Raw genomic sequence first — 17,935 nt, 5'->3', positions numbered from 1 at the left:
GGCTATTCTCCACAGGCGGTTAAATGGGGGAGCTGAGCGGGCAGTGATTCGGCGTACAGCCCGGCGCGTTTAACCGCATTCACTACGGCACGCGGCGTTATTGTCGCCCCGGTAAATTGATCAAAATCACCGCCATCTTTTTTCACCGCCCAGTGCGTATCATTTTCACCGCTGATGGTTTTACCGCTAAAGTGGGTAATCCAGTCAGACAAACGGCGCTCAATTTTATCACCTAACCCTGGCGTCTCATGATGTTCCGTCACGCGCGTCCCCAGGACGGTACCGTTGAAATCTGCGCCAACAATAAGCTGGATAGCGCCGGAATAGCCATCTGGCGCGGTGGCCTCAATGATGGCCGCTACGGGTTTATCATCCTTGCGAGCGATAAAAACACGGTGTGTGCCTTTGCCGAGGGCGGGCGCATCGACCAGATAACAGCTCTCTTGCAGATTATTATTGTAACGATCTGGCGGCAATACCTGATCGAACAAGGCATGTTGTTGTTGCAGCGCTTGTTCGTGGATGGTTGATTTTGTCATCTGATTAATCACCGCGGTCAATCCCGTAGAGCCTGCGGCAAAAAGCGCCAGCGTAATACCGTGTTTACGAATCGTTTTCAGCATGGTTTATCCTTTGCGATGTCCATAGACGCGGGGGCGCGTGTAGTAGTCGATCAGAGGAACCGTGATATTCGCCAACAGGACAGCAAAAGCAACGCCGTCCGGATAGCCGCCGAAGCTACGAATCAGCCACACTAATACCCCAGCCAGCGCGCCGAAAATTAAACGTCCACGGTTGGTCGTGGAGGCGGTAACCGGATCCGTTAAGATAAAAAATGCGCCCAGCATGGTGGCGCCTGACAGCAGATGAAGCTGCGGCGAGGCCAGCGTAGCGGGCGAGAAAAGCCAACCTAACGCGGCGCATAGCGCCAGCGTGAGCAGAAAACTGACCGGGATATGCCAGCGGATAGCTTTTTGCCACAGCAGGAATACGCCGCCGACAAGCCAGGCGAGGTTAACCCACTGCCAGCCCACGCCAGCCAGCGCGCCGCTGTATATCGGGTACTGCATGATTTGCTCAACGGAGTGCCCGGCGCGCAAGGACGTTTTAAACGTATCCAGCGGCGTCGCCTGGCTGATACCGTCAATACCGATACGTAGCAGCGTCATATCGCCGCCGCTGGCGGTATGCCCGGTAAAAATCATCCGCAACGTGTCCAGCATATCGGGCGTTGTTGCGGCTATTTCATAAGGCGGCAACCAGCTTGTCATTTGCACCGGAAAGGAAATTAATAGCACCACGTAACCGATCATGGCCGGATTAAAGGGGGTTTGTCCCAGCCCGCCATATAACTGTTTAGCGATAATAATGGCGAATCCGGTTCCCAGCACGACCATCCACCATGGCGCAAGCGGAGGGATGCTGACCGCCAGCAAAAGCCCCGTCAATAACGCGGAATAATCCTGCAGGTGACTGGCGACCGATTGTTTGCGCAGCCTGAGGACAATGGCTTCCGCGACGAGCGCTGTGATGGCTGCCAGAACGATCTGGAAAAGCGTTCCCCAACCAAAAAACCACGTCTGCGCGGCAATCCCCGGCAGAGCGGCGATTACTACCAGTAACATGATTCGCGATGTCTGGCGCTGGTTATGGGTATAAGGCGAGCTTGCGATTCTGAATACCATTTAGTCCTCGTTAACAACCTGCTGCTGTGCTGCTTTTTTTGCCTGAACGCGGGCGATAGCCGCAGCAACCGCGGCTTTACGCGGGTCGGCCGGTTCGGCAGGTTCGCTTCCGGTCTGCTGCTCCTGCTTACGGGCTTTGGCGCGGGCGATCGCCGCTTCCACCGCGGCTTTGCGCGGGTCGATCGGTTCGGCAGGTTCGCTTCCGGTCTGCTGCTCCTGCTTGCGGGCTTTGGCGCGGGCGATAGCCGCTTCCACCGCGGCTTTGCGCGGATCGATCGGTTCGGCAGGTTCGCTTCCGGTCTGCTGCTCCTGCTTACGGGCTTTGGCGCGGGCGATAGCCGCTTCCACCGCGGCTTTACGCGGATCGACCGCTTCGACCGGTTCGCTTCCGGCCTGCTGCTCCTGCTTACGGGCTTTGGCGCGGGCGATGGCTGCCTCCACCGCGGCTTTACGCGGATCGACCGGTTCGGCAGGTTCGCTTCCGGCCTGCTGCTCCTGCTTACGGGCTTTGGCGCGGGCGATGGCTGCCTCCACTGCAGCTTTACTCGGGTCGTTGCCGGGTATCGCGCTGTCAGCCATCGGATGAGCGGCTTGTTTAGCGCGCGCTTGCGCTTTACGCGCTTCACGGGCCGCGATGACGGCGCTATTGTCTGGCTGACTACCCGCCTGAATAACCACCGGTTGCGTGGCCTGCGCCTGTTTCTCTTTTACCCGCGCCAGCGCAGCGGCAATGGCATCCTGATCTTTTGCCGCTGGTTGTACCGCTGCGCTCTTATGACGTGCAAGGCGGGCGGCTTTTTCGCGCTCCAGTCTTGCCTGACGAGCCTCAAAACGCGCTTTGGCTTCGGCGGCGCGTTTTTCTTCAAGCCTGATCGCATTAATCTCCGCTTTTTCCTGACGGAAATATTGGACGAGCGGAATATTACTCGGGCAGACCCAGGCGCAGGCGCCGCATTCTATACAATCAGCAATATGGTGAGCGGTAGCCTTGTCATGCTGCTGCCCTTTGCTGAACCAATAAAGCTGCTGCGGTAAAAGGTCGGCAGGGCAGGCGTCAGCGCAAGCGCTGCAACGAATACAGCTTTTCTCTTCCTGAGGCGCCCCCATTTCAGCCACGGATGGCGCCAGCAGGCAGTTGGTGATTTTTACGACCGGTACGTCAAGCCAGGGAAGGGTGAATCCCATCAACGGGCCGCCCATGATGACCATCTGGTCAGCAGAAGGGCAGAACCCGGCATCGTTAAGCAAATGACGAACGGGAGTGCCGAGCCGTGCCCAGACGTTACCCGGTCGGCTTACCGCTTCACCCGTTAAGGTGACAACGCGTTCTGTGATCGGTTCGCCGTCAACCACGGCGCGTTTCACGGCATAAGCCGTACCGACGTTTTGCATCAGCACGCCAATATCAGAGGAGCGCCCGCCGTGGGGAACCTGTTTTCCCGTCAATATTTGGGTAAGCTGTTTTGCGCCGCCGGAAGGGTATTTGGTTGGGATAACACGTAACGAAATGTCGTGAGCGTCAGCCAGTACGGCGCGCAGCATGGAAATAGCCTGCGGTTTGTTATCTTCAATGCCGATTAATACCTCACGCGGTTGCAGAATATGCGCCAGGATGCGAATACCTTCCACAATCTGCGCGGCGCAGTCCTGCATCAAACGATCGTCCGCCGTAATGTAAGGTTCGCACTCTGCGGCATTGATAATAAGCGTGGTGATTTTATCGCCGCCGCCCTGCAATTTAACGCCGGTGGGAAACCCCGCGCCGCCAAGCCCGGCAACGCCATACTGATGAATGCGCTCAATGAGCGCCTCACGGCTGTGGGCGCGGTAATCAGACCAGCCCTCGCGTTCAATCCAGCGGTCCTCGCCGTCGGCATCAATGATGACGCTTAACTCCGCCAGCGCCGAAGGATGCGCCGTCGAGTGGGGCGCAATAGCGATAACTGTCCCGGAGGTGGGCGCGTGTACCGGCAGCATTCTCCCACGTCCACGGGTAAGCGCCTGGCCGCGTAGCACGCGATCGCCGACGCTAACGCACAGCTCGCCCTCAGCGCCAATGTGCTGTTTTAAGGGGATAACGAAGCGCGGCGCTAAAGGCACCTGGCGCAGCGGCGTGCCGTTTGACTGGGTCTTCATTTCGGGCGGATGAATACCACCGTCGAAATCCCAGATTTTATCTTTTCTGAAAGCGGAAAATAGTTTAAGCATGTTGTTCCACGGGAATGATGCGAACGGGAATGGTGTTCAAATCCCATTTCCAACTGTCGGGCGTCTCATTCACCGGACGTAATTCGATGCAGTGCGTCGGACACGGATCGACGCACAGATTACAGCCAGTACAGAGATCGCTCATGACCGTGTGCATGGCGCGCGTTGCGCCAACGATGGCGTCAACCGGGCAGGCCTGAATGCATTTTGTGCAGCCAATGCAGTTATTTTCATCAATAACTGCCAGCATACGTACTGGCGCGGCCTGCTGTTCTTCACCATCGCATGGCTGCGGCTCTACGTTTAGCAACTCTGCAATTTTCAGCATGACGGCTTCGCCGCCGGGCGCGCAACGATTGATTTTCTCGCCCTGGAGACCCACGGCTTCGGCGTAGGGGCGGCAGCCGGGATAGCCGCACTGACCACACTGGCTCTGCGGCAAAATCGCATCGATTTTTTCAACAACCGGATCATCTTCAACCGCGAATCGGCGGGAGGCATAACCCAGAATGGCGCCGAACACCAGGCCCAGAAGGGTCAGGGCGCCAACGGCAATCCAGATAGTATTCATTACAACTTCACCAAACCACTAAAGCCCATAAAGGCCAAAGACATTAATCCTGCGGTAATCAATGCTATCGCGTTACCACGAAAAGGGGCGGGCACATCCGCCACGGCAAGGCGTTCGCGGATGGCGGCGAACAGAACCATCACTAATGAAAAACCGACGGCGGCGGAAAATCCGTACAGCGCCGACTGAAGAAAGTGATGACCGAGATTAATATTCAGTAACGCTACGCCCAGAACCGCACAGTTAGTGGTAATCAGTGGTAAGAAGATGCCTAACAAGCGGTATAACGCCGGGCTGGTTTTCCGCACAACCATTTCGGTAAATTGCACGACCACAGCAATGACGAGGATAAAGGCTAGCGTCCGCAGATAAATCAGATCCAGCGGAATAAGTATCCAGGTGTCGATAAGCCAGGCGCATATCGACGCCAGCGTCATGACAAAGGTCGTCGCGAGGCCCATCCCCATGGCGGTTTCCAGTTTTTTGGATACGCCCATAAAGGGACAAAGGCCCAGGAATTTGACCAGTACAAAGTTATTGACCAGTACAGTTCCGACAAAGAGCAGCAGGTAATCAGTCATGTTTCGGCCTGAAATAAAAAAGCCGCCTATTATCTGTCAAACTACCACAGGCGACAACAGGTTAACTGTAGGGTTATTACGGATTAACAAACGTTGTTTTAACGCGCGCTGAACGTTTGAGATAAGGCACAATGAGCGCCGTCGCCAACAGTGGGAAGAGTAACTGACGCACGGCAAAGGCATCTGAGACGGGCGAAAAGGCAAATGCTTTAACCGCCAGTAACACCGACACCAGCAGCCAGATAATGTAATGCTTCGGCACGCAGCGTCTGCGCTTGAAGAATGCGATCGTCAACCACAGGGTATAGTACCACATGGCGATAGCGGTAATAAATGAAATGCCCCATAGCAGTAAATTACCGGTTTCCTGTCCGCTAAGCGTCTTGAACGTTTGCGGTGTGGCAAGCGCCATAACGTAGAGTAATAACGCCAGCGAGGCGCTCAACAACGCGACTAACAGCCAGGCTAACGGGCCAAGAAGCCAGCCTCCAATTCGTTGTGGCGGTGTTGTAGTCATATCTTCTCCGGGGTTACGCGCATTAACGGTCATGCCGCTCATTTTGGGGCAAATATTATAAGGTTTTTGATGTTAAACGCTACTTTCTTTATTGCACATAGCGCCAGACGGATTGCGGAACCTGACCTACATCAAACAGGCGTCCTCCGGAAACCAGTTCGGCACGGCGGTGATCTGCAGCGCGATACATATTAACAATGTCCATGTCATCAGTAAGGGTATAGTTAAGGTGGTCGAACAGTTTTTCCAGACTTTCGAGCGAACTAATTTTGCGGAATTTTAATAGATAATCCTGAACAGTCATATAAAGTTGATCCATATTAAATATAATGCCAACGGAGTAGTCACTGATAAAAAATAAACAAAACCGCACCAGTGAGAGGTCAGGGGTGCAGGGGTGCAGGTAAAAAGGGAATATTCTTACCGGTAAAGAGTCAGGCGCCACATGGCGCCTGGGGCGAAAGGTTAACGCGCTTTCCTACAACAGGCAATAAACGTCAGACCAGATAGGACATACTTTCGTTTTTTTTGCCGGTTTTTGACTTTTCTTTGCCCCCCCCCCCGGGGCGCCGCTTACCGTGCCACGCGAAAATGCCTTTACATTATCTGACGCTTACTTCTTCTGAACGGAAGCCGTGGGCTCTGGTGGTTGGTAATTGTCAATATGGTTGGCAATACCTAAAAGAATGACTGAGATAACGAGAACTATCCACCCAGTTAATTCAATAAGACGATTCATTATTGACGACATTTGCTTTGATTTATCCATAAACACAGGGGGTAAATGTTACTTTCCTGGCGAACGGTCGGCAAGAGGGAGGGAAACGTTTTCAGCCTCTGTTCTGTAACAAGTTAATCATTTGATGCTACGTTGATGGTCAGGACGCTATTGCGGCTAATCGCACGATGGTGTGGAATAGCGATATCTAAAACCGGAGGCAGTGAGATGAATGACAAAATCCGCGTTGGGTTAATCGGTTATGGCTACGCCAGTAAAACCTTTCATGCGCCCTTAATTATGGGAACGCCAGGGCTAGAGCTTGCGGCGGTATCCAGCAGCGATGAAACAAAAGTGAAAGCAGATTGGCCGGCGGTTTCCGTGGTCTCTGAGCCCCGACATTTATTTAACGATCCGCATATCGACCTTATCGTGATCCCGACGCCCAACGATACCCATTTCCCGCTGGCGAAAGCTGCGCTGGAAGCCGGTAAGCATGTGGTGGTTGATAAACCCTTTACCGTGACACTGTCACAGGCGCGAGAATTGGATGCGCTTGCGCGGAGCACTGGCCGGGTACTTTCCGTCTTCCACAACCGACGCTGGGACAGCGATTTTTTGACGCTGAAGGCCTTGCTGGCGGATGGCGTGCTCGGCGAGGTGTCCTTGTTTGAATCCCACTTTGATCGCTTCCGTCCCCAGGTGCGCGACCGCTGGCGCGAGCAAGGCGGGCCGGGAAGTGGTATCTGGTACGATCTGGCGCCGCACTTGTTGGATCAGGCCATTCAACTTTTTGGCCTGCCGGTCAGCATGACGGTGGATTTAGCGCAACTGCGTCCGGGCGCGCAATCTACAGATTATTTCCACGCGATTTTATCCTACCCCCAGCGCCGCGTGATTTTGCACGGTACGATGCTGGCCGCGGCGGAATCCGCGCGATACATCGTTCATGGTTCGCGCGGTAGCTATGTAAAATATGGCCTCGATCCCCGGGAAGAACGGTTAAAAAACGGCGAGCGTTTACCGCAGGAAGACTGGGGATATGACATGCGTGACGGCGTATTGACCCTGGTTGAGGGAGAGACGCGCAAAGAAGAGAACTGGCTTACGTTGCCGGGTAACTATCCGGCATATTATGCCGTCATCCGCGATGCGTTAAACGGTAACGGTGAAAATCCCGTGCCGGCAAGCCAGGCGATTCAAATTATGGAGTTGATTGAACTGGGCATGGAATCGGCAAAACATCGCGCGACGCTGTGTCTTGCCTGAGATGTCGCATTTCTCCGCCTGGGATAGCATTAAATCGCAGGCGGAGAGAGGGCGTTAGCATCAATAAAGCAATCTTACGCCGCGGCCACTTTTTCGCGCAGCGCACGTTTTTCGCCATCGCTCAAAAAGGCGATTTCCAGACCGTTAATCTGGGCCTGGCGAATCTGTTCGCGGCTCAATCCTGCCGCTGGCGCGGCAACGTGATATTCATGGATAATATCTACGCCCTGAACAGCCGGATCGTCCGTATTAAGACTGGCGAGAACGCCATGCTCAAGGAAGGTTTTGAGCGGATGATCTGCCAGCGATGCGACGGTACTGGTTTGAATATTCGAGGTCAGACAGGATTCAATACCGATACGCTGCTGTGCAAGAAAATCCATTAACGTGCGATCTTCGACAGCTTTTACGCCATGTCCGATACGTTCGGCCCCCAGTTCGCGAATCGCCTGCCAGATACTTTCCGGCCCTGCGGCTTCGCCAGCGTGAACGGTAATATGCCAGCCCGCATCGCGCGCCCGATTAAAGTGCGACAAAAACAGACTGCCGGGAAAGCCCAGCTCATCACCGGCTAAATCCAGCGCGGTGATGTTCTCTCTGTGCGCCAGCAGCGCATCAAGCTCCTGTAAACATGCCGCCTCGCCGAAGGTACGGCTCATAATGCCAATGAGTCGCGCCTCGACGCCAAACGTGTTACAGCCGTCGCGTACGCCGTCGATAACGGCTTCAACCACGCCTGCTATCGGTAACTGATGCGCCATCGCCATATAGCCGGGCGAAAAGCGAAGCTCGACGTAATGCAGGCCGTTACGTGCGGCATCTTCAATATTTTCAAAGGCCACACGGCGGCAGGCGTCAAGCGATGCCAGGACTTTTACCCCCCAATCGAGCTTCGTGAGAAAGCTCACTAAATCGGGTTCGGTTGAGGTGACCTGGACATGCGGAATCAGCGTTTCCAGCGTTTGGGCGGGAAGGGCGATGTTGAACTGCCGACCAAGATCCAGAATTGTTTGGGCGCGAATGTTGCCATCAAGGTGGCGGTGGATGTCAGTCAAAGGAAGCGTAATATCAATCATGGGCGCACTCAATTTTTAATAAAAGTGCGCACCATTATACTACAGATTGATAATGCTCTGGAAATTTTGCAAAAACGGAGTCATTACGTTGCAACTTCGCGAGAGCGCGGGAGAAATTTTGTATCATTCTCTTTAACGCGCCCCCAGTCAGCTCACGGGGGCCGTCTCTGTTATCGCCTCTCAGGATAAAGGGTCAACCCCCCGCTTGTAGACAGTATCAGCGAACGGTGCGGTGGCAAAATCCATATCCGAGATCGTAAAGGGGAGCAGATCGGCTTCGCCAAAACGATCGGCGACATAATCCCACTACGTACACCATGTCCCGCGTCGGTCAACTTCCTGTGAAAAATCGAACATATCCCTTCTTTATGCCTGAACGGTATTCATCAGGCCAACCATTTCATCTTTTACCGACTGAACCTGCGGGCCGATAATTACCTGCAAATTATGCTGATTGAGCTGTACGATGCCTGTCGCGTGATTGTCCTTCAATGCCTGGACATCGACAAACGACATATCTTTCACTGACAGGCGTAGGGGGGGATGCAGTTGTCCAGACTCACGATGTTTTCCGTGCCGCCTAATGCTCACGACGAGCACCATGTGCGGAGTCAAACGATAGCCGCTCGCCTGGTAACGCAAAAGTAGAGGCTGCGCGTCGTTCGGCGCAGACCGGGTGCAGCGTCGCGACACCCGGCAAGGCGATTATTGTTGAGGCAGCGCCGGAACGTCCGGTACGGAAAGCGCCGGCATCCCAAACAGGCCGACAAAGTCTTCCAACGGCATTTTTTGTCCGTTGAGCGTGATCTGGCCATTGGCGTACTGCAAACTGGAGGCGATAGTATTATCCTTCAGCGTTGTCAGTCGGAACATCTGACCCATTGCGGACAGCCCCTGCACCTGCTGTTTTGCCAGTTTTTCCGCATCATCCTGCTGATAGCCTTCCAGCTTTGCTATCTGCGTCATAAACTCGACCGCCATGTCCATCGGAATTGCCAGTTTCGCATCCAGCGATTTCACGGAGCGGTCGACTTCCTGCGCCAGCGTTTGCGGTTGTGCCGTTGTGGTTGCCGGATCTTTGAGGAACAGCGACAGATTCAGCGTGGTTTCCCCTTTGGCGTTTTTCCAGCTAAGCGGCGCCAGGGTCAGTACCGGATCGCCTTTTAACAGCACGGGGAGAGCGCTAAAGAACGCTTCAGTGACTTTTTGCTGATAAAGCTCAGGATTCTGCGCCACGTCCGGCTGATTCAGCAGCGCCTGCGTTTGTGCATGATATTGCTGACTAAACTGGTGCCAGGCTTCGCCGTCGATTTGACCGACTTTCAGCGTTAATTTACCGCTGCCCAAATCCTGATTCTGCACTTTCAGGCTGTTAAGCGAGTAATCCAACTGGCTGTTAATGGTTTTTCCGTCGTTGACGAGATCGGACTTGCCGGCAATTTCCATCCCTTCCAGCACCGCCATCTCTTTACCCTCAATGGCGATGGACAGTTTATCCAGCGTTAACTTTTGGTCGCCCACACGTTCGCCAAAGCTTGCCAGTTTACTGGTACCGTCGGTTTTCAAATTATTAAGGGTGAGTTGGACCTTCTGGTTATATTCGTTAACGGCATCGACCAGGCCGCTCTGCGCTTCGCCCGACAGCGAAACCACATTACCGTCTTTATCGGCGTTAAGCTGGAACTCGCCGCCGCTAAAGGCGACCTTTTCACCGGCATTCTCGTAGTTTAACGGCTTGAGAGAGATATCGGAGCGGGTATCGCCGCCATAACCAATGCGGGTATTGATAACAAAGGGCGTGTCGCCTTTCGCGATATCAAAGAGGGGTTTTGCCGCATCGTTATTCACCAGCGTGGTTTTTACCGACGCCATAGAAGGGATCAGATTGAGCGTTTTGAGCTGGGCGAGCGGGAAGGGGCCATGTGAAACGGACTCGTCCAGCACAATGCTTTGCCCGGGCTTCAACCAGGTAGTGTCTGCGCCGGCAACCGGTTTGACAACCAGTTGCAGATGGCTACTGAACACGCCACGCTGGTAGTTTTGATAACTTAATTCGACACCGGCCTCCGGCGCAGTACGCTTGAGCTGTTCATTGGCCTGAGTCACCATTTCTGAAAGATGGTTCTCCAGCTTTTTCCCCGTATACCAGGCGCCGCCTGTCCAGACGATGCCAAGTGCAATAACTACACCTGCAGCTACCAGTGTTTTTTTCATATCAATTGTCCATAAAAATGAAACCAGGCGGATTAAACCGCCTGGAGGAGTTTTACGTCTGTTATAAGCTTAGCAAGAGTTGTTAAAAAATTCAGTACGTTGCTACAGCTTGTTATAAACACGCGCTAAACGGCCTGTGCCGCTGGCGTTAACCGGAGACTCATCCGCGCCGATAAAGGCCGATTCACCCGGCTTCAGTACCAGACGCTGTTCATCTTTACGTAACACCGCCTCACCCTCAACGCAGAACAGAATCGCGGCGCTGTGTTGGCCGATGCTCGTCTCCTGAAGCGCCAGGTCGTGCAGTGAAAAAGCAAAATCGTCAACCGGAATTGGGAAGTCCAGCTCCGCGCCGCTTTTCACCGGGGCAGTCAGCAACTCGCCGGCAGGTTTAGGTTCGAACTTCACGTTCGCGACCAGCTCAGGGATGTCGATATATTTTGGCGTAAGGCCAGCGCGCAGAACGTTATCGGAGTTCGCCATGACTTCCAGCGCAACGCCCTGCAGATAAGCATGAGGCGTTTCGGCAAACAGGAACATCGCCTCGCCGGGATTCAGTTTGACCACATTCAGCAACAAAGGAGAGAAAAGCCCGCTGTCGTCAGGATAATACTCTGAAATCACGCGGATCGTTTGCCACGGTTCGCCTTGCTGGCTGTTAAGCGCCGCTTTGAGTACGGCTAACGCGCGGGATTTTTCTTCGCCTTGCATATTCAACAGGCTGGCGAAAAGCTGGCTCAGACGTTCAGCATTCGGCGCCTGCAAAAAGTGGGCGATAGCGGAATGCGCGCCGGCGACAGGTTGCAGTAAAGAGACAATGTCAGAAAATTCGCGGAACGCGTTCATCGCCAGGAAAGGCGTCAGGGCAAAAACCAGCTCTGGTTTATGGTTAGGATCTTTATAGTTCCGCTCTGCGGCATCCATGGGGATACCCGCCGCATTTTCTTTCGCGAAACCGATTTCGGAATTGCGCTTATTCGGGTGCACTTGAATAGAGAGCGGCTGCGCGGCGCACAGTACTTTAAACAGAAACGGCAGTTCGCCGAAACGGTTGGCTACCGCTTCGCCCAGCATGGCGGTTTTATTCTTTTCGATGGTGTCACGCAGGGAGACGGTTTCGCCGTTGGCGGTGGTGATTCGCGAGCTGCTTTTGGGATGCGCGCCCATCCAGAGTTCAGCCATTGGCTGCTGCTGCGGATTGGCGATGCCATAAAGTTCCGTTAACGCAGTTTTACTTCCCCAGGCATAGTTTTGCACTGAGTTAATGAGTTTTTGCATTATCAAGCCCTGTTTCAATGTGGAGATCAATGGGAGGTATTAAACCAAGAAACCCGCATGAAGTAACCTCCGGGCGTAAAAAGTCGTACTTGTCTCAGTTTTTGTTAAAAAATTGTGTAGGATAGTGTTACTCGCTTTGAGTCGGGCAATGGAACACCTGCCCAGAGAATAACCATACCGAGCGGTAAGTGAGAGCACAATGTCAAACAAACCCTTCTTTTATCAAGACCCTTTTCCCCTCAAAAAGGACGATACCGAGTACTACTTGTTGACCAGCGAACATGTTTCCGTCGCCGAATTCGAAGGACAAGAGATCCTGAAAGTCGCGCCGGAAGCGCTAACGCTGTTGGCGCGTCAGGCCTTCCACGATGCGTCTTTTATGCTACGTCCCGCGCATCAGCAGCAGGTGGCGGATATTCTGCGCGATCCGCAGGCCAGTGAAAACGACAAATATGTCGCGCTGCAATTCCTGCGAAACTCCGATATCGCGGCCAAGGGCGTGTTGCCCACCTGCCAGGATACCGGTACGGCCATTATTGTCGGCAAAAAAGGCCAACGCGTCTGGACTGGTGGAGGTGATGAAGCGGCGCTGGCTCGCGGCGTATATAACACCTATATCGAAGATAACCTGCGCTATTCGCAGAACGCGGCGCTGGATATGTACAAAGAGGTCAATACCGGTACTAACCTGCCGGCGCAGATCGATCTCTACAGCGTCGATGGCGATGAATATAAATTCCTTTGTATTGCTAAAGGCGGCGGTTCGGCGAATAAAACCTACCTCTATCAGGAGACAAAAGCGCTTCTGACGCCGGGTAAGCTCAAAAATTATCTCGTCGATAAGATGCGTACGCTGGGCACCGCCGCCTGTCCGCCGTATCACATTGCGTTTGTCATTGGCGGCACCTCGGCGGAAGCGAACCTGAAGACCGTTAAGCTGGCCTCGGCAAAATACTATGATGCGCTACCAACCGAAGGCAATGAACACGGGCAGGCCTTCCGCGATATTGAGCTGGAAAAAGAATTGTTGCTTGAGGCGCAAAATCTTGGCTTAGGCGCGCAGTTCGGCGGCAAATATTTCGCTCACGATATTCGTGTCATCCGATTGCCGCGTCACGGGGCATCGTGTCCGGTAGGTATGGGCGTGTCCTGCTCCGCGGATCGAAACATTAAAGCGAAGATCAACCGGGAAGGGATCTGGATCGAGAAGCTGGAGCGCAATCCCGGTAAATATATTCCTGAGGCGCTGCGCCAGGCGGGAGAGGGCGAGGCGGTGCGCGTTGATCTTAACCGTCCCATGAGCGAGATACTGCAACAATTGTCGCAGTATCCGGTATCAACGCGCCTGTCGCTGAACGGCACAATTATTGTGGGCCGCGACATCGCGCACGCTAAACTGAAAGAACGGATGGACAGCGGCGAAGGTTTGCCGCAGTACATCAAAGATCATCCTATCTATTATGCGGGGCCGGCAAAAACGCCGGAAGGGTACGCCTCCGGGTCGCTTGGGCCGACTACCGCAGGACGGATGGACTCTTATGTTGATCAGCTCCAGTCGCAGGGCGGCAGTATGATCATGTTGGCGAAAGGCAACCGCAGCCAGCAGGTGACCGATGCCTGTAAGAAACATGGCGGCTTCTACCTGGGCAGTATCGGCGGCCCGGCAGCCGTTCTGGCGCAGGGCAGTATCAAGCGCCTGGAGTGCGTGGAATATCCTGAACTGGGTATGGAGGCTATCTGGAAAATTGAAGTGGAGGATTTTCCGGCCTTTATTCTGGTGGATGATAAAGGCAACGATTTCTTCCAGCAGATTCAGTCATCGCAGTGCGCACGCTGCGTTAAGTAATGTCGCCGCCCTGCGGGGCGGTAACATGATTCGCTATTTTGCCGGAGAACGGCGCAAGCGCCTTATCCGGTCTACACCGTTGTGTTGTTATCGTTAATACTCATAAGACCGCAAACATGTGAGCAATGTCGACACATGATCTCATCAACTTGAGTAAGGAGCAGGTAATGGTAACGGTACGCCGCGAGAAAGATTCAATGGGCGCGATTGAAGTCCCGGCAGATAAACTGTGGGGGGCGCAGACTCAACGTTCGCTGGAGCATTTTCGGATTTCCACGGAGAAAATGCCCGTCTCGCTCATTCACGCTCTGGCGTTGACCAAGCGCGCCGCTGCGAAGGTCAACCAGGACTTAGGGTTGTTGGCGGCGGAAAAAGCCAGCGCGATTATCCAGGCGGCTGATGAAGTGCTGGCGGGAAAACATGCTGATGAGTTTCCGCTGGCGATTTGGCAGACCGGGTCCGGTACGCAAAGCAACATGAATATGAATGAGGTGTTAGCGAACCGCGCCAGTGAAATTTTGGGCGGCGTTCGCGGTATGGAACGCAAGGTGCATCCCAATGATGACGTCAATAAGAGTCAAAGCTCAAACGATGTGTTCCCAACCGCCATGCACGTGGCGGCGTTACTGGCGTTACGCGAACACCTTATCCCGCAATTATCCGCATTAACGGATACGCTTCGCGATAAATCCCACGCTTTCGCCGATATTGTCAAAATTGGCCGTACTCACCTGCAGGACGCGACGCCGCTCACCTTAGGCCAGGAGATTTCCGGTTGGGTAGCCATGCTGGAACATAACCTCAGGCATATTGAGCACAGTTTACCGCACGTCGCGGAACTGGCGCTCGGCGGAACCGCAGTAGGGACAGGGCTTAATACCCACCCGGAATATGCCCGGCGCGTGGCCGAGGAACTGGCGACGATTACCGCGGCGCCGTTTGTTACCGCCCCGAATAAATTCGAAGCGCTGGCGACCTGTGACGCGTTGGTACAGGCGCATGGCGCATTAAAAGGACTGGCGGCCTCGCTGATGAAAATCGCCAACGATGTTCGCTGGCTGGCGTCCGGCCCGCGCTGCGGCATTGGCGAGATTGCTATCCCGGAGAATGAGCCAGGCAGTTCCATTATGCCTGGTAAAGTGAATCCGACCCAGTGTGAAGCGGTAACGATGCTATGTTGCCAGGTGATGGGTAACGATGTGGCCATCAATATGGGGGGCGCATCGGGCAACTTTGAGCTCAACGTCTATCGTCCGATGGTTATTCATAATTTTCTGCAAACGGTGCGCCTGCTGGCCGATGGCATGGCGAGTTTCAATCAACACTGTGCGTCAGGAATCGAGCCAAACCGCGAGCGTATTACGCAGTTGCTGAATGAGTCGCTGATGCTGGTCACTGCGCTCAATACGCACATCGGTTACGATAAAGCGGCGGAGATTGCGAAGAAGGCGCATAAAGAAGGGCTGACGCTCAAAGCCTCAGCCGTGGCATTAGGATACCTTAGCGACGAGGAGTTCGACGCCTGGGTACGTCCGGAGTTGATGGTTGGCAGTATGACGCCGGGACGTTAATCCGCCACATACAGGTGCAGTCGCGGAATAATCAGTCGCAGCGGCTGCGCCTGTGGTTTAAAACGGTGCTGAATATTGTCGGCGTCATAGTTTTCCAGCCCGCCAATATCCGGCACGCCAGCGCCGTTGTCCGTGTTGATTAATGCGATAATCGGCGTGGGGCAGGCGTGTTGCACCTGTTTTTGCTGGCCTTTATACCAGATGCGGGCGATCGGCTGTACTTTAACCGGACGCTTAATCTTGAGTCGGGCCTGCTGCGGTAAGGCAGCGATATCCTGATATTCCCGTTCCAGCTTGAATTGCCATTGTTCGCGCGTCCACGGCGGGACGCTGCGCGGCGACGCGAGGCTTTTTTTCAACTGGCTCAGAACCTCATCCCGGCTTAAATTTTTAATAATATGTTTATTTGCCCAACCGAAACGTATGGTGGCGGGGTTATTGATAAGCGTCAGCGTGCGGTAAGCGTTCAGCGTAATTAAGCCGGGTAGATGCCGATGCACCCACTCAAAACGTGCCGCTGAGGGAAGACCGGACTCTACCGTAACCATCTGCTCGAAGGTGGTTTTCAACTGGTTAATGCGCTGTACCTGATTTTCCAGATCTAGCTGTGTCGCATTATCCACTTGATAGCATAAAACGCCAGGCAGGCGGACGGCGGCTTTACTGCTGCGGTTTTCGGACTGCTGTTGAATAAACAAATGGCGATAGTGACGTAGCGCCAGCGTTTCGGCCTCTTTCCCCAGATGTTGCGTTACCTCGATAGTATCCAGCGGCGCATGTTCCGCCTCTTTGGTCACCTGCGGCAGTGAAAAGACACGGGCGATAAGTAGCGAATGCTGCTGTAGATTATCCGTCAGCGCCGCCAGGTGTTGTTCTATCTGGCGAAAAGTGCCATTCAGGCGTTCAACGAGATCGTAGCGGGACATGGTATCACTCACTTTAGTTACAACATACTATCTATATAGCACAGTTCCCGCCGCTCAACCAGCGTGCAAAATGCGTCAGGCAGCGGTCATGTCGGGCATCGCGTGCCAGACCGGCCAGCGAAAACTAAATTTTGCGCCGCCCAGTTCGCTCTCGTCACAGACGACGCTACCGCCCATCGCCAGGGCGATAGAGTGTACGATGGCGAGTCCAAGCCCGCAGCCGCCTGTCGCCCGGTCTCTACTGGGGTCGAGTCTGACAAAAGGTTCAAATATGCGCTCACGCGCATCCGCTTCAATGCCGGGGCCATCATCTTCGACTATCAACGTTGCCTGACTGCCGTCGAGTAACAGGCTGACCTGAACGGTGGTACGACTGTAGCGCAACGCATTATTCAGCAGGTTATCCAGCACTCGCGACATTAACCGCATATCAAGCGCGCCATAATCGCCGATTACACATGTGAGAAGGTTTACGGCACGTTCCGGGGTCACGCTCTGCACATCCTGCAAATGCGCGAGCAACCATGCGGGGAGGTCGGGTTCGGTCAACATCAGTTCATTTTGTGGTCGGTCAAGGCGCGCATAGGTGAGCAGTTCTTCAATCAGCGCTTCCAGTTGACCAATATCGCGATTGAGCGCCTGTGATTCCGGCGGTGTCAGATTTTCACTCATTTCAAGCCGATAGCGTAAACGTACCAGCGGCGTGCGAAGCTCATGGGCGATACCGTCAATCAGCTGTTTTTTACTGGCGATCAGGGCATTAATGTTATCCGCCATCTGGTTGAACGCGACGCCCAGACGTTCGAAACTGGAGCCATTATCGAAGTGCAGGCGTTCAGTCAAATGACCCTCGCCAAAGCGCTGCGCGGCGGATTCGAGCCTGAGCATTTCTTGCCAGTGCGGGCGCATCCAGATAAACACAGGAAAGGCGAGAGAAAAGGCAATGAGCGCCATTAAGGCGATATCCAGCAGTCGCATTTGATGCAGGAAATAGAGATAGGGAACCGGGCCAACCGCCAGGACGTAATGGCTGCGCGGGATACGCTGAATAAAGGTGTATTGATCGTCAAGCGCGACAATATCGCCTTCACGCAGTCGCTGCGTGGTGGCGGCATCAAGCTTATAGTGATTTAACGGTTCAACGCGTAAATCGAAAGAGAGGTTCAGGTCCATCTCTTTTAACGTTTTCCCCCATTCACGCGGCGGAATTTCCCGCAGTTCGCTGCGCATCAGATAGAGCGAACTTTTCATCAGATCGTCGAGCGATTGCCTGCCCGCGCGTTCGGCGGTGAATTTGTACACCAGTCCGACCAATAAGGTCATGACCAGAAAACAGACGAACAGCAAAAGGTAAAACTGCACAAACAGCTTTTTCATCAACGCCCACCGGATCTCAATACATTAGCTCTATCGCGCGCTGACGAAAAAGATTTCCCGTCAGCGCCGCTGGTGGGTTATAAAAGCAGGCTTTGCGT

Annotated in this window: 16 protein-coding genes and 2 pseudogenes; 3 read left to right on the top strand and 15 right to left on the bottom strand. The window is 54.1% G+C overall.

The features are described from left to right. Positions 1 to 2: 2 nt before the first annotated feature. The 8 genes from rsxG to blr all read right to left on the bottom strand — a co-directional run bounded on the left by rsxG (position 3) and on the right by blr (position 6,301). On the bottom strand, positions 3 to 623 hold the full coding sequence (rsxG, locus tag N7E69_RS20935; RefSeq protein WP_000920822.1) for an electron transport complex subunit RsxG: 621 nt from the start codon (positions 621 to 623) through the stop codon (positions 3 to 5). Between the two features lie 3 nt (positions 624 to 626). Then, complete coding sequence (gene rsxD / locus N7E69_RS20930) at positions 627 to 1,685, bottom strand: electron transport complex subunit RsxD (protein ID WP_000231964.1); 1,059 nt, start codon at positions 1,683 to 1,685, stop codon at positions 627 to 629. Beyond that, positions 1,686 to 3,893, bottom strand: a complete 2,208-nt coding sequence (gene rsxC / locus N7E69_RS20925) for an electron transport complex subunit RsxC (protein ID WP_058113774.1) — start codon at positions 3,891 to 3,893, stop codon at positions 1,686 to 1,688. Further along, positions 3,886 to 4,464: an electron transport complex subunit RsxB gene (gene rsxB / locus N7E69_RS20920; protein WP_001092597.1), complete on the bottom strand. Its 579-nt coding sequence runs from the start codon at positions 4,462 to 4,464 to the stop codon at positions 3,886 to 3,888. The genes rsxC and rsxB overlap by 8 nt, the downstream gene beginning before the upstream one ends. After that, positions 4,464 to 5,045 (bottom strand): electron transport complex subunit RsxA, encoded by a 582-nt coding sequence (gene rsxA / locus N7E69_RS20915; RefSeq protein ID WP_000133179.1) that lies wholly within the window; start codon positions 5,043 to 5,045, stop codon positions 4,464 to 4,466. The genes rsxB and rsxA overlap by 1 nt, the downstream gene beginning before the upstream one ends. A gap of 76 nt (positions 5,046 to 5,121) precedes the next feature. Further along, complete coding sequence (locus N7E69_RS20910; protein ID WP_000214061.1) at positions 5,122 to 5,562, bottom strand: DUF2569 domain-containing protein; 441 nt, start codon at positions 5,560 to 5,562, stop codon at positions 5,122 to 5,124. Positions 5,563 to 5,650: 88 nt separating this feature from the next. Continuing rightward, positions 5,651 to 5,866, bottom strand: coding sequence for a transcription modulator YdgT (ydgT, locus tag N7E69_RS20905; RefSeq protein ID WP_000217946.1), 216 nt, complete (start codon positions 5,864 to 5,866; stop codon positions 5,651 to 5,653). Between the two features lie 309 nt (positions 5,867 to 6,175). Then, positions 6,176 to 6,301: a division septum protein Blr gene (gene blr, locus N7E69_RS20900; protein WP_001708800.1), complete on the bottom strand. Its 126-nt coding sequence runs from the start codon at positions 6,299 to 6,301 to the stop codon at positions 6,176 to 6,178. A 207-nt stretch (positions 6,302 to 6,508) separates the two neighbouring features. On the opposite strand from blr, the gene N7E69_RS20895 reads away from it, so the two are divergent. Beyond that, a complete protein-coding gene (locus N7E69_RS20895) occupies positions 6,509 to 7,549 on the top strand; it encodes an oxidoreductase (protein ID WP_000998243.1) in 1,041 nt (346 codons plus the stop codon). Positions 7,550 to 7,623: 74 nt separating this feature from the next. Here the strand turns inward: N7E69_RS20895 and add are convergent, their stop codons facing one another. The 5 genes and pseudogenes from add to manA form a co-directional block, all read right to left on the bottom strand. Continuing rightward, positions 7,624 to 8,625, bottom strand: a complete 1,002-nt coding sequence (gene add, locus N7E69_RS20890) for an adenosine deaminase (RefSeq protein WP_000565572.1) — start codon at positions 8,623 to 8,625, stop codon at positions 7,624 to 7,626. A gap of 225 nt (positions 8,626 to 8,850) precedes the next feature. Further along, positions 8,851 to 8,982, bottom strand: a pseudogene (locus N7E69_RS20885) (transcriptional regulator); the annotation flags it as partial. A gap of 9 nt (positions 8,983 to 8,991) precedes the next feature. Beyond that, positions 8,992 to 9,212 (bottom strand): annotated as a pseudogene (locus tag N7E69_RS20880) (glucose PTS transporter subunit EIIB); the annotation flags it as partial. A 118-nt stretch (positions 9,213 to 9,330) separates the two neighbouring features. Next, a complete protein-coding gene (locus N7E69_RS20875; protein WP_108610893.1) occupies positions 9,331 to 10,839 on the bottom strand; it encodes a YdgA family protein in 1,509 nt (502 codons plus the stop codon). Positions 10,840 to 10,941: 102 nt separating this feature from the next. After that, positions 10,942 to 12,117, bottom strand: coding sequence for a mannose-6-phosphate isomerase (gene manA / locus N7E69_RS20870; protein ID WP_001751495.1), 1,176 nt, complete (start codon positions 12,115 to 12,117; stop codon positions 10,942 to 10,944). Between the two features lie 199 nt (positions 12,118 to 12,316). On the opposite strand from manA, the gene fumB reads away from it, so the two are divergent. Further along, on the top strand, positions 12,317 to 13,963 hold the full coding sequence (gene fumB / locus N7E69_RS20865; protein WP_000066611.1) for a class I fumarate hydratase: 1,647 nt from the start codon (positions 12,317 to 12,319) through the stop codon (positions 13,961 to 13,963). Between the two features lie 167 nt (positions 13,964 to 14,130). After that, positions 14,131 to 15,534 carry a class II fumarate hydratase gene (gene fumC / locus N7E69_RS20860; RefSeq protein ID WP_000259117.1) on the top strand — a complete coding sequence of 468 codons (1,404 nt, stop codon included), beginning with the start codon at positions 14,131 to 14,133 and terminating at the stop codon, positions 15,532 to 15,534. Here the strand turns inward: fumC and tus are convergent. Beyond that, on the bottom strand, positions 15,531 to 16,460 hold the full coding sequence (gene tus / locus N7E69_RS20855; RefSeq protein WP_000092497.1) for a DNA replication terminus site-binding protein: 930 nt from the start codon (positions 16,458 to 16,460) through the stop codon (positions 15,531 to 15,533). The genes fumC and tus overlap by 4 nt on opposite strands. Positions 16,461 to 16,535: 75 nt before the next feature. Then, positions 16,536 to 17,837, bottom strand: coding sequence for a two-component system sensor histidine kinase RstB (gene rstB / locus N7E69_RS20850; RefSeq protein ID WP_000732946.1), 1,302 nt, complete (start codon positions 17,835 to 17,837; stop codon positions 16,536 to 16,538). Between the last annotated feature and the right edge of the window lie 98 nt (positions 17,838 to 17,935).

The organism is Salmonella sp. 3C, from assembly GCF_025426275.1.
GTDB classification, from domain to species: Bacteria; Pseudomonadota; Gammaproteobacteria; order Enterobacterales; family Enterobacteriaceae; genus Salmonella; species Salmonella enterica.
This window is presented reverse-complemented; position numbering and strand designations above follow the sequence as displayed.